Source organism: Glaesserella australis, assembly GCF_003260095.1.
GTDB lineage: Bacteria > Pseudomonadota > Gammaproteobacteria > Enterobacterales > Pasteurellaceae > Glaesserella > Glaesserella australis.
The window spans coordinates 76412-91497 of record NZ_PTPX01000013.1; the positions used below are offsets into that span (position 1 = coordinate 76412).

11 protein-coding genes, 4 tRNA genes and 1 pseudogene are annotated in these 15086 nt (G+C 42.8%); 13 read left to right on the forward strand and 3 right to left on the reverse strand.

Annotation, left to right across the window (positions count from 1 at the left end; translation table 11 throughout):
* Positions 1–49: 49 nt before the first annotated feature.
* Complete coding sequence (locus C5N92_RS06225; protein ID WP_111749988.1) at positions 50–1246, reverse strand: ATP-binding protein; 1197 nt, start codon at positions 1244–1246, stop codon at positions 50–52.
* A gap of 206 nt (positions 1247–1452) precedes the next feature.
* Here C5N92_RS06225 and C5N92_RS06230 point away from each other — a divergent pair.
* The 5 genes and pseudogenes from C5N92_RS06230 to rraA form a co-directional block, all read left to right on the forward strand.
* Positions 1453–1827 (forward strand): annotated as a pseudogene (locus C5N92_RS06230) (LysR substrate-binding domain-containing protein); the annotation flags it as partial.
* 90 nt (positions 1828–1917) lie between these two features.
* On the forward strand, positions 1918–2808 hold the full coding sequence (gene ygfZ / locus C5N92_RS06235; RefSeq protein ID WP_111749990.1) for a CAF17-like 4Fe-4S cluster assembly/insertion protein YgfZ: 891 nt from the start codon (positions 1918–1920) through the stop codon (positions 2806–2808).
* On the forward strand, positions 2808–3392 hold the full coding sequence (gene rnhB / locus C5N92_RS06240; protein ID WP_111749991.1) for a ribonuclease HII: 585 nt from the start codon (positions 2808–2810) through the stop codon (positions 3390–3392). Before ygfZ ends, rnhB begins: the two co-directional genes overlap by 1 nt.
* 6 nt (positions 3393–3398) lie before the next feature.
* Positions 3399–4649: a paraquat-inducible protein A gene (locus C5N92_RS06245; protein ID WP_111749992.1), complete on the forward strand. Its 1251-nt coding sequence runs from the start codon at positions 3399–3401 to the stop codon at positions 4647–4649.
* 63 nt (positions 4650–4712) lie between these two features.
* Positions 4713–5213 carry a ribonuclease E activity regulator RraA gene (gene rraA / locus C5N92_RS06250; protein ID WP_111749993.1) on the forward strand — a complete coding sequence of 167 codons (501 nt, stop codon included), beginning with the start codon at positions 4713–4715 and terminating at the stop codon, positions 5211–5213.
* A 46-nt stretch (positions 5214–5259) separates the two neighbouring features.
* On the opposite strand, the gene C5N92_RS06255 is transcribed toward rraA, so the two are convergent.
* Positions 5260–5958, reverse strand: a complete 699-nt coding sequence (locus C5N92_RS06255; protein ID WP_111749994.1) for a tRNA1(Val) (adenine(37)-N6)-methyltransferase — start codon at positions 5956–5958, stop codon at positions 5260–5262.
* 2 nt (positions 5959–5960) lie between these two features.
* A complete protein-coding gene (gene coaA / locus C5N92_RS06260; protein WP_111749995.1) occupies positions 5961–6911 on the reverse strand; it encodes a type I pantothenate kinase in 951 nt (316 codons plus the stop codon).
* Positions 6912–7162: 251 nt separating this feature from the next.
* On the opposite strand from coaA, the gene C5N92_RS06265 reads away from it, so the two are divergent.
* The 8 genes from C5N92_RS06265 (at position 7163) to C5N92_RS06300 (ending at position 14958) form a co-directional block, all read left to right on the forward strand.
* Positions 7163–7238: transfer RNA gene (locus C5N92_RS06265), tRNA-Thr, on the forward strand.
* Between the two features lie 35 nt (positions 7239–7273).
* Positions 7274–7358, forward strand: a tRNA-Tyr gene (locus C5N92_RS06270).
* 42 nt (positions 7359–7400) lie between these two features.
* Positions 7401–7475: transfer RNA gene (locus C5N92_RS06275), tRNA-Gly, on the forward strand.
* Positions 7476–7478: 3 nt separating this feature from the next.
* Positions 7479–7554: transfer RNA gene (locus C5N92_RS06280), tRNA-Thr, on the forward strand.
* Positions 7555–7780: 226 nt separating this feature from the next.
* Positions 7781–8968: an elongation factor Tu gene (gene tuf / locus C5N92_RS06285; RefSeq protein WP_111749996.1), complete on the forward strand. Its 1188-nt coding sequence runs from the start codon at positions 7781–7783 to the stop codon at positions 8966–8968.
* 1564 nt (positions 8969–10532) lie between these two features.
* Positions 10533–12257, forward strand: coding sequence for a group II intron reverse transcriptase/maturase (ltrA, locus tag C5N92_RS06290; RefSeq protein WP_108923275.1), 1725 nt, complete (start codon positions 10533–10535; stop codon positions 12255–12257).
* A 304-nt stretch (positions 12258–12561) separates the two neighbouring features.
* The gene (locus C5N92_RS06295) at positions 12562–13578 is read left to right on the forward strand and encodes a YeeE/YedE family protein (protein ID WP_111749997.1); all 1017 of its coding nucleotides are present in this window, start codon (positions 12562–12564) and stop codon (positions 13576–13578) included.
* Positions 13579–13587: 9 nt separating this feature from the next.
* Positions 13588–14958 carry a rhodanese-like domain-containing protein gene (locus C5N92_RS06300; RefSeq protein ID WP_111749998.1) on the forward strand — a complete coding sequence of 457 codons (1371 nt, stop codon included), beginning with the start codon at positions 13588–13590 and terminating at the stop codon, positions 14956–14958.
* Positions 14959–15086 lie beyond the last annotated feature (128 nt).

Here is a 15086-nt window from a genome sequence, read left to right on the forward strand (position 1 = left end):
CTACACATTCTCTAACAAAAGCTTCCCCACATGTAAATACCCAATCCCATCAACATTCCCCCACCAACCAATCCACCACATAAACCACAGGCATGCCATCAATTTCTTTTTCTGGCTGGTAACGTCCTGTAATCAGAATCTTGCGGTAATTGTCCTTAATATTTAATAAATTATCGGTTTCGTGTGTGTTATTGGGTATATCATACGCCACTTGTACATACAAAATTTCATCGGCTTTGCGGGCGATAAAGTCAATTTCTTTGCTGTCTAATTTACCCACATCAACGGTATAACCACGGCGAAGTAATTCTACAAACACAATATTTTCTAATCGATTAGAATAATTTGCGTCTTTTTTACCCACAGCATAGCGACGTAAACCATTATCTACAATAAAATATTTAGCGTTGGTTTTCAGATAGCCTTTACCACGAATATCATATTGTTTTGCCTTATAAAATAAGAATGCATTTTCCAGCAGTTCCAAATATTTATTGATGGTATGGTTGGTAGTCGGCATACGTTCCGATGAAAGCGTATTACTAATTTTGTTCGGATTCGCCAACTGCCCAACATTATCCGCTAAAAACGTAATCACACTCTTGAGCGTTTGCGTGTCTTTCACGCCTGCCCGATAGGCAATATCATTTAGTACAATCGAATCAAAAATGCCCGATAAAATCGTGTCTTTTAACATTTCATCAGAAAGCACAACACTTGGAAAAGCACCATATTTTTCATATTCAATATATGCCTGATCAACCAAGCGTGATTGCGGTTCGATGTTTTTGGCTTGCAGAAATTCCTTAAAAGAAAGTGGATACAGCTTAATTTCAACATAACGCCCGCTCAATAGCGTTGCCAGTTCGCCCGAAAGCAGATTGGCGTTCGAGCCTGTAATAACAATGTCTGTATTAAAACTGACACGCACCGCATTGAGTGTTTTTTGCCAGCCATCCACAAATTGAATTTCATCAATCAGAAAATAGATTTTTTCTTTTGTGTTCGGCAAAATCTGAGTAATCAGTTGCTGAAAATCATCAGCATTTTTCACCCATTGATATTCAAAACTTTCAAAATTGATATAAATGATGCGTTCTGCATCAACGCCTTGCGTCCGCAGATAGTCCCGATATTGCATCAGCAACACAGACTTGCCACAGCGGCGTACGCCAGTAATTACTTTGATAAAATCGGTGTCTTTGAATTGAATAAGCTGTTGGAGATATTGGTCACGGGAAATCATAACAATTGGAAGTTGAGTTCTAAATTAGAGATAATTTAGCATAAATGGAAGTTAATTTCCAATTTAGGTTAATTATGTTAAAATTGGAAATTAACTTCCAAAATGAGAATAAGATTGTTGTGATTAGCTAGGGAATTTTTAATAGGCTTGTGAATAAAATTCAATAATAGGATAAAAAGAATGTTAGAGAATATGCAACGCCCGATTATTTGTCGCAACACGGCACGCCGCAAATCCTTGACGATCTCAAGCAACATCAATGTATTTGCCTAAAAACGCCGAACACCGAAAGTGTGATTGCGTGGGAATTTCGCTCGCCCGAAACGCAAAAAACCATCAAATTCAGCCCACAAGGTCGCCTTGTGGTGAATAACGCCAGCCTTTATCAAAAAGCCTGTACATCAGGTTTCGGCTTGATTTGGATCGCCCAAGATCGCGTAGCAGAACAGCTTGCTCGTGGCGAGTTAATGGAAGTTTTAAACGAATGGGCGATCAGCTACGAAGGTCATCACCTTTACTACCCCAACCGTCGCCAAAACTCACCGCTGTTTAAAGCGTTGGTAGAGTGTTTGAAGGTGTAAATGAGTAACTTGTTCCTTTTTCAAACTCATTTATCCCACCCCACAAATCGTGTATGATCCGCCCATTCCAACCTATTTTGAGATAAAAAGATGAAATGTGAATGTCAAAAAGTAACACATCAACAGCCTGATCTCTGTGTGGCTTTAACCCAATATCGTTTAATTGAAGTGGCAGGTGTGGACGCGGAGAAGTATTTGCAGGGGCAGCTGACCTGTGATGTGGCTAAACTTGCGGAAGGTGAGCAAACCATTACTTGCCATTGCGATCCGAAAGGGAAAATGAGTGCCTTGTTCCGTTTGTATCGGGCTGGGGCGGAGCAGTTTTTCGTTATTATTCAACAAGATCTGTTGCCTGAAGCCTTAGTGCAACTGAAAAAATATGCGGTCTTTTCCAAAGTCACTTTTACCGAACTTGATACCCAACTTTACGGCACGACAAGCTGTGAGTTAGTGGCAAATTTTGGCGATCAAGTTACCGCTTGTTGCATTGATGAAGATCCGAAACGGACGATCTTTTGGGGTGATGTGGCGGTACAAACCAATGGCGAGAGCAGTTTGTGGGATCTGATTGATATTCAGCAGGGTGTGCCGTTGCTGTTTAAGGCGAACCAGTTTGAGCTTATTCCGCAGGCGACCAATTTGCAGTTGTTAGATAAGGCGATTTCGTTTACCAAAGGTTGTTACATCGGGCAGGAAACGGTGGCTCGGGCGAAATATCGTGGGGCGAACAAAAGGGCGATGTTTACCTTTGTCGGCAAGATAGACGGCGATGTGGCTCTGCCTGAAGTTGCATCAAGTATTGAGATGCAGTTGGGCGACAACTGGAAAAGTACAGGGACGATTTTGGCGGTGCAACCGTATCAACAGCAGTTGTGGTTGCAGGTGGTGCTGAACAAAGAGTTAGAGCCTGAAGCCAACTTCCGCGTGGGCGAGATTGCCCTACAGCTGTTCGATTTACCTTATCGTTTGGAAGAGAATTGATGTTTGAATATCCTAATGCAACGCTTATCGCAGGGGTTGATGAAGTCGGGCGTGGGCCTTTGGTCGGGGCGGTGGTAACGGCGGCGGTGATCCTTGATCCGAATAACAAAATTGACGGTCTGGCGGACTCAAAAAAGCTGTCGGAAAAACGCCGTCTTGCCCTTGCGGAAGAGATCAAAGCCAAAGCGTTATGTTGGTCGTTGGGGCGTGCCGAGCCTGATGAAATTGATGAGCTGAACATCTTGCACGCCACGATGTTGGCAATGCAACGGGCAGTGGCAGGGCTGGCGGTTCAGCCTGATTTTGTGTTGGTGGACGGTAATCGTATCCCAACCTTGCCAATGCCAGCACAAGCGGTGGTGAAAGGCGATAGTTTGGTGGCGGAAATCAGTGCGGCGTCCATTTTGGCAAAAGTCGCCCGAGATCAAGAAATGCTAGAGCTAGACAAACAGTACCCTGAATATGCCTTTGCTCAACATAAAGGCTATCCAACCAAGCTACATTTTGAGAAGTTGGAACAGTTCGGAGCAACGCCGTTTCACCGCAAAAGTTTTGCCCCTGTTGCCAAACGATTAGCCAAATAGAGCCAAATGAAAAAAGACGAGATTTATTTACAGCGATGCCTTGAGTGCGACAGCCTAGTCGAAGTGGCAAAAAATTTGCCTAATCAGACCGCTTGTTGCCCGAATTGTGATGAAGTGTTGCAATCGGGGAGCCGTTGGAGCTTGCACCGCTGTGCCATTATCGCCTTATCGATTTTGATTTTACTGCCCTTTGGCTTGTGGCTACCGTTGATGAATATCGACCTGCTCGGCGTGCCGATTTATGCGTCAGTTTGGGGCGGTGTGTGGAAAATGGCAACGGAAGGCTTCCCTTACACTGCCTTTATGATTTTGCTCTGTTCGGTGGTAATGCCTTTTGCCTTTGCTGGCTTGGTGTTGTTGATTTTCGTGCAACGCCTTATTCATCATCGCCCCCGTTACACTTTGATTTTATTGAGCAAAGCGAAACAGTGGGTGATGTTAGATGTCTATTTGGTGGCAATCGCTGTGGCGGCGTTTAAGGTGCGAGAGTATGCCAAACTGGAGTTCGATTACTACATCACCGCATTCATAATGACCGCTATTTTGACCACGTTACTTTTTATCAAAATCGACCCAAAACGTTGGTGGGAGCGGTTCTACCCTGAATATCACAGCTTGCCTGTCGATCACCCTTGCCAACCGACACTTTGCCCGAGTTGCGAATATACTTTTGACGAAAACATTGTCGATAAAAAAGGGCGACATCGTTGCCCCCGTTGCGAAAGCAATTTGGATGTATCTGACAGCACGAAATTACAACGAGTGTGGGCAACGCTGATTGCTGGGGTGGTGATGATGATTCCTGCTAATCTCTTGCCGATTTCATCAACGGAGTTTGCTGGTTCAACGTCCGCCGACTCGCTGATCGGCGGTGTGTTTCTCTTTATGGAAATGGGCAGTTATCTGATCGCCGCCATTATTTTTATCGCCAGTATCGCCGTGCCGTTTAGCAAGGTCGCCGTGATTTTCTATCTACTGTTAGCCATTCACTACCGTTGGAAACACCCTATTCACTGGCAGATGAAGCTATTGCACTATGTTCACTTTGTCGGACGCTGGTCAATGCTCGATCTGTTTGTGTTGGCACTAATGATGTCGCTTGTAGAGCGTGGGCAGATTATCAGCTTTTCCGTAGGCGAAGCGGCGTTTTACTTCGGGGCAGCGGTTTTTCTAACGATGATTTCTTCATCAAACATTGATGCACGAATGTTGTGGCGGATTCATCGGGAGCACAAAGCAGATACGACAAGCGGTTAGATTTGAACAAACTTTTGCAAAGGGTTATACTCTTGCCAACAAATTTAAAAATAGGAGCAGATTATGCGTATTGATACTTCTGAACTTTGTGATATTTATTCCGATCAAGTCGATGTGGTCGAGCCAATTTTTTCTAGTTTTGGCGGACGCTCATCGTTCTACGGCAAAATCACCACGGTAAAATGCTTTGAAAGCAATGGCTTAATTGCGGAAGTGTTGGAAGAAGAAGGTCAAGGACGGGTATTGCTAGTCGATGGTGGTGGAGCGGTGCGTCGAGCATTAATTGATGCGGAATTAGCTCAACTTGCTGTCGATAACGGCTGGGAAGGGATTATCGTCAATGGTGCGGTGCGTCAATTAGATGTACTTGAAAGTCTTGACATTGGTATTCAAGCCCTTGCCCCGATTCCTGTTGGTGCAGAAGATTCAACCATTGGCGAAGTTGATACGCCAGTCAATTTCGGCGGAGTAACTTTCTTACCTGAAGATTATGTTTATGCGGATCTGACGGGAATTGTGCTATCGCCAGAGTTGTTGGATTTAGCTGATGAAATTGCTGAATAGGCAAATTGATAAAGCATATACGGACACTTCGGTGTCCGTTTTTCATTTAAAAGTAAAGATAAAAATCTTTCGTGAGTTGCTTAAATTCATCGCTGTATTGATGATGTTCGTTATAAATCATCAATGTTTTTTCTTGAGTTTGTTGTTTTTGCAAAGAAAAGGTCAAAACAGACCGCTTGTAAGAACTCGTTGGCTTCGTTTTGATCTTCCAATGTTCAATACAGTAAAGTCCTATTTGTTCCGCTTGAGACACGAGCTTTTCCCCACTTTCAAACGGTAGGATAAAACAGATTTTTCCTTTCTCACTGAGCCAATTTTTTGCTTGTATTAACCAAGCGAAATGGCTTGATGTCGCGCTTCTTGCAAGATCTCGCTCTGCATTGCGACTAGCAAGGCTATGCTCAAAATAAGGTGGGTTTGAGACAATCAAATCGTAACATTTTGCAGATTTCCACTGCAAAACATCCGCTTGTATCATTTCAATTCGTTCAAACCAAGGACAATGCAGAGCATTTTCATTGGCTTGTTGGAAGGCATTTTGCTCAAGTTCGAGAGCAGTAATTTGGGCATAGTCAGCACGTTGTGCCAACATAATAGCAATCAAGCCTGTGCCTGTACCAAGATCAAGAATATTGTGAGCATGGTTTATATCCACCAAGGCACCAAGCAAAATACCATCGGTATTGACTTTCATTGCACAGCGATCGTGTGCAATAAAAAATTGTTTAAATTGAAAACCGCTCATAACTATTTTCGAAGTTTTACAGTTTCGATGGCGTGATCTTCACCTTTCACTAAAATTAAATTCGCACGTTCACGGCTAGGTAAAATATTTTGACGCAAATTTAACCCGTTGATTTCGTCCCAAATTGTGCTAGCTGTTTGAATGGCTTCCTCTTCCGTTAATTTAGAATAGTGATGGAAATAAGAATCTGGGTTCGTAAATGCACTACGGCGGAACTTTAAAAAGCGGTGGATATACCACTCTTTGAGTAACGTTTCTTCCGCATCAACATAAATCGAAAAATCCACAAAGTCGGAAACAAAAACGCTGTGTGGACTGTGCGGATAATTCATTCCACTTTGTAACATATTCAGCCCTTCTAAAATGACGATGTCAGGCTGATCAACTTCGTTAAATTTATCAGGAATGATGTCATAAGTCAGATGAGAGTAAATCGGTGCTTTGACATGACGTTTGCCTGATTTAATATCGGATACAAATTCAATTAAACGATGAATATCATAGGATTCAGGAAATCCTTTCTTTTTCATCAAATTACGCTCTTGGAGTGTTTTTAATGGATATAAAAAACCGTCCGTTGTAATGAGATCAACTTTACGTTTTTCTGGCCATTCTGATAATAATGCTTGCAAAATACGCGCTGAAGTACTTTTTCCTACTGAAACACTGCCCGTTAAGCTAATAATATAAGGCACTTTAGGTGCTTCCACATCTAAGAATTTATGTAGCACTTCTTGTCGTTTGAGATTTTCATCAATGTAATAGTTGATCAAACGTGCCAGTGGAAGATAAATAGTACTGACTTCTTCTAACGAAAGTTCTTCATTAAAGCCCAATAAAGGTTTTAAATCTTGTTCTGTAAGCTTTAATGGTACTGCTTTACGAAGCTCTGCCCATTGTGTTCTATCAAATTTCAAAAAAGGCGTAATTTTTGTAGGTTTTGTCAGGCTCATTGCCAAATTCTCTATTTTTTATTCATTTATATATCAAAAGTGCCCATTGATACGGCTCTCATAGTGTGAAATATACAATATAAATGGCTTCTATTGGGCAGTTATCTAATGAAAATCGATAAAAACATCTAAAAAATCAGCATTTTGCGTATTTTGTCGTCGAAAAAACCTAATTTTTAATTTTTTTGAAAAAAATGCTTGCAAGGTTTTTTGAAATCCCTATAATGCGCATCACTTGCTTACGACGCAACGCCGACTTAGCTCAGTAGGTAGAGCAACTGACTTGTAATCAGTAGGTCACCAGTTCGATTCCGGTAGTCGGCACCATTCTAGCTCAGAGTAAACAAGTATTCAATTATCGTGGAGGGATTCCCGAGCGGCCAAAGGGGGCAGACTGTAAATCTGTTGGCTCAGCCTTCGAAGGTTCGAATCCTTCTCCCTCCACCATTTCTTTAATTGAATCCTGATGGGACAGACGAATTTAGAACAGCGGGCATCGTATAATGGCTATTACCTTAGCCTTCCAAGCTAATGATGCGGGTTCGATTCCCGCTGCCCGCTCCAAGCGCTGATATAGCTCAGTTGGTAGAGCGCACCCTTGGTAAGGGTGAGGTCGGCGGTTCAAATCCGCCTATCAGCACCACTTATTCCTATTCTATCTTCTTCTTTTCCAGATTAATTAATGATTTTTATATTCGGTTAATGTGATAAAATATCATTGACCTTATTTGCTTATGTGAACATTTTAAATCTAGAGGTCTAGAAGTGTTCATAAATGTAATAAATAGTTGTATAATACATAGGTTTTAATTTAAAACCCTGTGGCACATTGTGTGCTATGGGATTTCATCAACAAAGGAAACTTTACAATGGCTAAAGAACAATTTAATCGTGGCGATAAAGTCCACGTAAACGTAGGTACTATCGGTCACGTTGACCACGGTAAAACAACCTTAACTGCAGCTATCACTACCGTTCTTGCGAAAAAATTCGGTGGTGCTGCTCGTGCGTTCGACCAAATCGACAACGCACCTGAAGAAAAAGCGCGTGGTATTACCATCAATACTTCACACGTTGAATATAACACTGAATCACGTCACTATGCTCACGTTGACTGCCCAGGACACGCGGACTATGTTAAAAACATGATTACTGGTGCTGCTCAAATGGACGGCGCTATCTTAGTTGTTGCTGCAACTGACGGTCCTATGCCACAAACTCGTGAGCATATCCTTTTAGGTCGCCAAGTTGGTGTTCCATACATCATCGTATTCTTAAACAAATGCGACATGGTTGACGACGAAGAGTTATTAGAATTAGTTGAGATGGAAGTTCGTGAACTTCTTTCACAATACGACTTCCCAGGTGATGACACGCCAATCGTTCGTGGTTCTGCATTACAAGCATTAAACGGCGTACCAGAGTGGGAAGAGAAAATCCTTGAATTAGCAGGTCACTTAGACAACTACATCCCAGAGCCAGAGCGTGCGATTGATAAACCATTCCTATTACCAATCGAAGACGTATTCTCAATCTCTGGTCGTGGTACTGTAGTAACAGGCCGTGTTGAGCGTGGTATCATCAAATCAGGTGAAGAAGTTGAAATCGTTGGTATCAAAGCAACGACTAAAACAACTGTAACTGGTGTTGAAATGTTCCGTAAATTATTAGACGAAGGTCGTGCTGGTGAAAACGTTGGTGCATTATTACGTGGTACTAAACGTGAAGAAATCGAACGTGGTCAAGTTCTTGCTAAACCAGGTTCAATTACTCCACACACTGACTTCGAATCAGAAGTTTACGTATTATCAAAAGAAGAAGGTGGTCGTCATACTCCATTCTTCAAAGGCTACCGTCCACAGTTCTACTTCCGTACTACTGACGTAACTGGTACTATTGAGTTACCAGAAGGCGTAGAAATGGTTATGCCTGGCGATAACATCAAAATGACTGTTAGCTTAATTCACCCTATCGCAATGGACGAAGGTCTTCGTTTCGCGATTCGTGAAGGTGGTCGTACTGTAGGTGCGGGCGTTGTAGCGAAAATCATCAAATAGTGCGACAAGTTGTCGTGCTTATGGCAATAACTCCTTATATATCAAGGGGTTATTGTTGAAAGCAAGTGGTCTTCGTACCACTTGCTTTCGACTATTCTGATAGCTCTGTGAGCTTGATGGGTAGGCAGACCAAGAACGGAGCGTTGCTCAAGACTTGGTTCTAAGTTGGGAAAGATAATGTCCAACTTTATGCGGTAATAAGGTATGGTCTGCACTCTGATGTACTTAATTTCTCTCGTCAGAAGCTAAGAAGAGTAAGAAAGCAAGACCCGTTATCGAAAGATATGACTACCGTTAGTCTCCTGCATTATGTAGAGTGGCTTGGGTCAGTTCCTAAATGTCATATCGTCCATAAAGACTAGTTATCCAACCTACTATAAATAAAATCCCAAAGGTTTTCGGCATTCTGAGAAAAACCGACCATAAGAAAGTGGAATTTCTTATGATTGAATGTATCCTTTACGACTTATCTTAACAAAGGGACGTTCCGAATAGGAAGCACCCATTGTGGTTTGAGAATAATAACCACCCGTGAATGGCTTGCGGTAACAGCACGGCTGTTGTTCGGTTCAAATTTACCTAAACTTTCATTGACTCATCTTACTTCGCTATGTGATAAATAGACAGAATGTCTACATACAGTAGCATAGGTTTGATCTATCTAATGAAAAGTGGTCGATTTACAATGTTATTCTTAATGACAAAAGCTAAGTTTTAAAGCAACAGTAAGGGCTTATTTATTACAACTTAGTAAGTATGCGTAAGCTGTTATTACCATTGTTACAATCAATAGCGTTGAAGATATAGGCAGTACAACAACATTGATGAGTGTAACCTGTTATGTAACTAGCAGTAACCTAGGGATAGTGCATTACTGGCAACGGTAGTGTACAGAGCTTCCTGACAATGTACACCCCGCAAGGGTTATTGAAATCGTGAGAAGACAATAAGAAAGCATTAAACTACATAATGTTGAGTGGCTAGGTTGAGTGGAAAGATAAATGTAAAGTGAACAGTTGATAAACTTCGTTAGATTTGAAGAGCCTACGGTAGTTATTGGCTCTAACCAAAAGGTATGCAGTGGGTTATTCCTTTTATTTGTGGGAATACGTTACCGTAACACTGTCGGAGAACAGACTGTATCTTCCCCACTCGTGTGGTAATAATGGAACTTGGTAAGCCTATATTTTCGCCTGAAAAGGCAGGTAAAGCGTAAGTGATACTGTTGGGAATGTAGGTAGAAGAGGTTAGAGAAAGCGAATGTTGTGCTGTAATGGTGCAAATAGGGTATGAGAGATGACCTAACCCGAAAGGGTGCAGACTTCTAACTGGTCTTTCATCGCAAGATGTCTGACAATTCCTTAGCCGTTTTAACCGAGAAGAAGAAAGCGAGCGTTGGCTTGCTGATTAGCAATAATCAAATAAACCAACGCAAGCACTCTTTATCTCACACAGATAACAAGAGTGTAAGTCTATTGGTCGCAATAGCAACTCTTGTACGTCTACAAACTGCTAGAGAAGCTATTCTATTACCAAGAAGACTTATCTCTTTATGGAGATAGGTATGAAAGAGCAAACTCATCATACTAAGAAATTAGTAGGCAGTCCAGCTCCAACGATCTCACACATATCACAATGGCATTATATCGACTGGTATAAGGTAAATAGGTATGTGAAAGGGATGCAGGTGCGGATTGCGAAGGCAACACAGGAAGGCGATTGGCGTAGGGTTAAAAACCTACAACGAATGCTGACCCACTCGTTTTATGCGAAGGCATTAGCAGTACGACGAGTAACTGAAAATAAAGGCAAACGAACCGCAGGTGTTGATAAAACAATTTGGGATACCCCCAAATTGAAATGGCAAGCAATTAGTGAACTTTCAGGCAAAAAGTATAAGCCAAGCCCATTAAAGCGAGTGTTTATACCCAAAGCAAATGGAAAGAAACGCCCACTGGGTATTCCGACGATGAAAGATAGAGCTATGCAAGCTTTGCACCTGTTGGGATTGCAACCTGTTGCAGAAACCTTGGCTGATAAAAGCTCTTATGGATTTCGAATAAGCCGTTCAACAGCTGATGCGATTAACCATATACACAGCATTTTCTCTTTAAGGGGAGAAAAGAAATCAGCAGAATGGGTACTTGATGCAGATATACAGGGATGCTTTGACCACATAAGCCACGATTGGCTTATTCAGCATATCCCAATGAACAAACGGATATTGCGGAAGTGGCTAAAATCAGGCGTGGTTGAGTTTGGACAGTTAAAGGCAACGAAAGAAGGGACTCCGCAAGGGGGAATCATTTCGCCAACTTTAGCGAATATGGCACTAGATGGATTGGAAACTTTGCTTGCCGAGCATTTTGGTAAAAAGCAAAGCAGACAGATAATCCGTAACAAAACCTATATGGTGCGATATGCGGATGATTTTATTATTTCGGGAAGTTCGCAAGAAATACTGGAAGAGAAGGTTATCCCATTAGTTAAAGGTTTCTTGGCAGAGCGTGGTTTAACGCTATCAGAAACAAAAACTCACATCGTACACATTGAGCAAGGGTTTGACTTTTTAGGCTGGACAGTGCGACGGTTTAAGCGGAAAGTACTTATCAAACCAAGTAAGAAAAATGTGGAAACATTTTACCGAAAAGTGAAAAAAGTATTGACCGAAATGCGTACTGCCAAGCAGTCCGATGTGATTAAAGTATTAAACCCAATGCTCAAGGGGTGGGCAAACTACCATAGACATAGTGTAGCAAAAGCGACCTATAATCGAATGGATATGTTGATTTGGCAAGTCTTATGGAAATGGTGTCGCCGTCGTCATTCAAATAAAGGGACGCGTTGGATAAAAGAGAAATACTTTTGTACTACGGCAACTCGGAATTGGGTGTTTGGCACAGTAGACATCAATGAAAAAGGCGAGCAATATCCGCTTGACCTGCTTTATTGTAGTGATACTAAGATAAAACGACATAAGAAAATAAAGACAGATTACAATCCGTTTTTACCTGAATGGGAATTGTATAAAGAAGTTTTAAACCAACGCAGACTTTATGAAGAGCAATCTCATAGACAACAATGGCGAGCTTTATTCAAAGAACAGAAAGGAAAATGTGCGTTATGTCAAGGTATGATTACCAAAGAAACAGGGTGGCACGACCATCACATTACCTATAAAGTACTAGGTGGTTCAGATAGTTTGAGCAACCGATGTTTGGTACACCCAACGTGTCATACGAAAATTCACGCTTTAAATTTGAAAGTGGTGAAGCCGACTACAATGTAGTTAATAGAAAGGCTTGAGCTGTATGCAGAGAAATTTGCTTGTACAGTTCTTAGGGGGCTAGGTTGCAGTAATGCAATCTGGCTACCCGATATTGAAAAATTGTTTGAAAAGCTAACCGCTTACAAAGCTTAAAATAGCTTAAATAGAAAGGCTCATCGGAAGGTGAGCCTTTTTGCTTGCTTAGAAATACAAGCGGGTAGATTTTAGGAAAAATTTACAAATAATTTAGCATTTATTTTTTGTCTGAATTATGTTCTAATACGCAAATCAACATTTCCGTAACATTCGTATTAAGGTTTAATCAATGTTCAGTGGTCTTTTTATCGGGATACTTCTCGGCTTTTTCTTACAACGTGGGCAATTTTGCTTCGTGTCTGGTTTTCGCAACATTTATACCCAGCGAAACTTCCGTTTTTTTACCGCCTTGCTGATTGCGGTTTCTATTCAATCTGTCGGCTTTTTCAGTTTAAGTGAGTTAGGGCTTATTACGCTTCCAAATACGCCAATGCCGTTACTTGCCACCATTCTTGGCGGTTTTGTGTTCGGTATCGGTATGATTTTGGCGAACTGTTGTGCCAGTGGCGGTTGGTTCCGCACGGGCGAAGGGGCGGTGGGCAGCTGGATTGCGTTGGTCTGCTTTGCTTTGACAATGGCGGCAACGCAAACGGGAGCGTTAAAACAGCTGATCAATCCGTTGCTGTTGCAAACCACGTCTCTTGATAATATCCACCGCACTTTCAACCTTTCGCCGTGGATTTTAGTCGCTCTTTTGCTTGCAATAACGGCGGCAATGATTGTGTATCAGATCAAACACCCACGCTATCAATTCCCCAAAGAGCCAACGCAAGCGGTGATTTCCCACCGTCTTTTTACAAAAAACTGGCACCCGTTTACTGCAGCGGTCTGTATCGGCGTGTTGGGCGTGGTGGCTTGGGTCGTGAGCGAGCAGTACGGCAGAGCTTACGGCTATGGCGTAGCCGTGCCGACAGCGAATGTGGTGCAATACCTTGTGATCGGGCAACAACGCTATCTTAACTGGGGAACCTATTTCGTTCTCGGCATTCTGCTCGGCTCCTTTATTGCGGCGAAGTTGAGCGGTGAATTTGAAATCCGTGTGCCAGAGCCGAAAGCCATTGTTCAACGTATGCTAGGCGGTTTTGTAATGGGAATTGGAGCAAGTTTGGCAGGTGGTTGTACCATTACCAACTCGCTGGTTTCCACCGCTTATTTTTCGTGGCAAGGCTGGCTCGCAACCCTGATGATTATGCTAGGTTGTTGGACAGCGACCTATTTTATTAAACCGACACAGTGTCGAATTTAAGGAACGGCAATGAAACGCACCGCACTTTTTGCAATTTTTTCACTCTTTCTGACCGCTTGTAACGACAACGTGGTCAAAAAAATCGACACGGACGAACTACTGGCGAACCTTGAAAATCCTGACTATGTGGTGATTGATAGCCGTAATGACAGCCTTTACAACGGCTTTAAAGACAAACACACCAGCCGTGGCGGACATATCAAAGGGGCGATCCAGTTTCGTTGCAACTGGTTTGAACAGATTGAAGCCGACAAATTTGAAAGTTTCGCCGCAGCCAAAGGGATCACCAAACAGAAAACCCTTGTGATTTATGACAGCAACCCTGACGAGTTAGCTTGCATTTCGGCGGAGTTTAATGCAAAAGGCTACAAAGTTCGTACTTTTAGCGACTTTATCAGTTATGCCAACGCCAATTATCCCCTTGAGCATTTACCGAATTTCCAATACAGCGTGTCGCCCGAATGGTTGTACGCCTTAATGCAAGGGGAAAAGCCTGAAACTTACCACAACGACCAATTTATGCTGTTTGAAGTGTCGTGGGGAACGCTTGAAAAAGCCAAAGCCTATACGCAACATATCGTTGGAGCTCATCACTTTGATACCGACTGGGTCGAAGGCGAAGCCCCGATTTACAATCTGGTTGATCCGCAAAAAATCGAACAAAACCTGTTGCAACATGGCATTACCAAAGACAAAACGATTGTGCTGTATTCGGACAATCCCCTTGCAGCGTACCGTGTCTTTTGGGCGTTGAAATGGGCTGGCGTGGACGACGTGCGAGTGTTAAACGGCAATCTGGCTACGTGGATGGACGCAGGTTTCCCGACAGAAACCAAAGTTAATTTGCCGCAGTCTGAAACGGCGTTCGGCACAACTATTCCTGCCAATCCGCAGATCAACATCAGCCAACCTGAACAGGCTTACGCTCGCCAGCAACAAGGTTTGAAGCTTGTCAGCACAAGGGCGTGGGACGAATTTATCGGCAATGTGAGTGGCGATGAACATATTCAAGCCACAGGCGAACCGCAAGGGGCGATTTGGGGCTTTTCAGGATCGGCTCCGTCTAATGTCGCCGATTTTTACGATCCTGACGACACCTTACGCAACCCGAAAGAGATCGTGGCGTTATGGCAGGGGCAACAGATCCAACAAGGCGATCAGCTCGCCTTTTATTGCGGCACGGGCTGGCGTGCGTCTGTGCCGTGGTTTATGACCCAGTTGCTCGGCTGGCAACATACGGCAGTTTATGACGGCGGTTGGAATGCGTGGCAAATGACGACATTACCTGTGCAAAAAGGCGTTCCGCAAGGCGTGTTCAAACCTGATGCCAAAAATGATGCTGGCAGAATGTTGAAAAAAGGATTGTCGTGTAGGAGCTAGAAATTCATTTCCCTTCCCCCGTTTACGGGGGAAGGTGCCGAAGGCGGAAGGGAGGATTTGCCCGAAGGGCAAAGTACAAGCGGTGAAAAATCGCAAAAATGTTGCAAACTTCGTTTGCAATCCCCCCC

Bases quoted from the DNA above. Each gene is read 5' to 3' on its own strand.
- C5N92_RS06225 (WP_111749988.1), bottom strand. From the start codon at position 1,246: ATGATTTCCCGTGACCAATATCTCCAACAGCTTATTCAATTCAAAGAC.
- ygfZ (WP_111749990.1), top strand. From the start codon at position 1,918: ATGAAATGTGAATGTCAAAAAGTAACACATCAACAGCCTGATCTCTGT.
- rnhB (WP_111749991.1), top strand. From the start codon at position 2,808: ATGTTTGAATATCCTAATGCAACGCTTATCGCAGGGGTTGATGAAGTC.
- C5N92_RS06245 (WP_111749992.1), top strand. From the start codon at position 3,399: ATGAAAAAAGACGAGATTTATTTACAGCGATGCCTTGAGTGCGACAGC.
- rraA (WP_111749993.1), top strand. From the start codon at position 4,713: ATGCGTATTGATACTTCTGAACTTTGTGATATTTATTCCGATCAAGTC.
- C5N92_RS06255 (WP_111749994.1), bottom strand. From the start codon at position 5,958: ATGAGCGGTTTTCAATTTAAACAATTTTTTATTGCACACGATCGCTGT.
- coaA (WP_111749995.1), bottom strand. From the start codon at position 6,911: ATGAGCCTGACAAAACCTACAAAAATTACGCCTTTTTTGAAATTTGAT.
- tuf (WP_111749996.1), top strand. From the start codon at position 7,781: ATGGCTAAAGAACAATTTAATCGTGGCGATAAAGTCCACGTAAACGTA.
- ltrA (WP_108923275.1), top strand. From the start codon at position 10,533: ATGAAAGAGCAAACTCATCATACTAAGAAATTAGTAGGCAGTCCAGCT.
- C5N92_RS06295 (WP_111749997.1), top strand. From the start codon at position 12,562: ATGTTCAGTGGTCTTTTTATCGGGATACTTCTCGGCTTTTTCTTACAA.
- C5N92_RS06300 (WP_111749998.1), top strand. From the start codon at position 13,588: ATGAAACGCACCGCACTTTTTGCAATTTTTTCACTCTTTCTGACCGCT.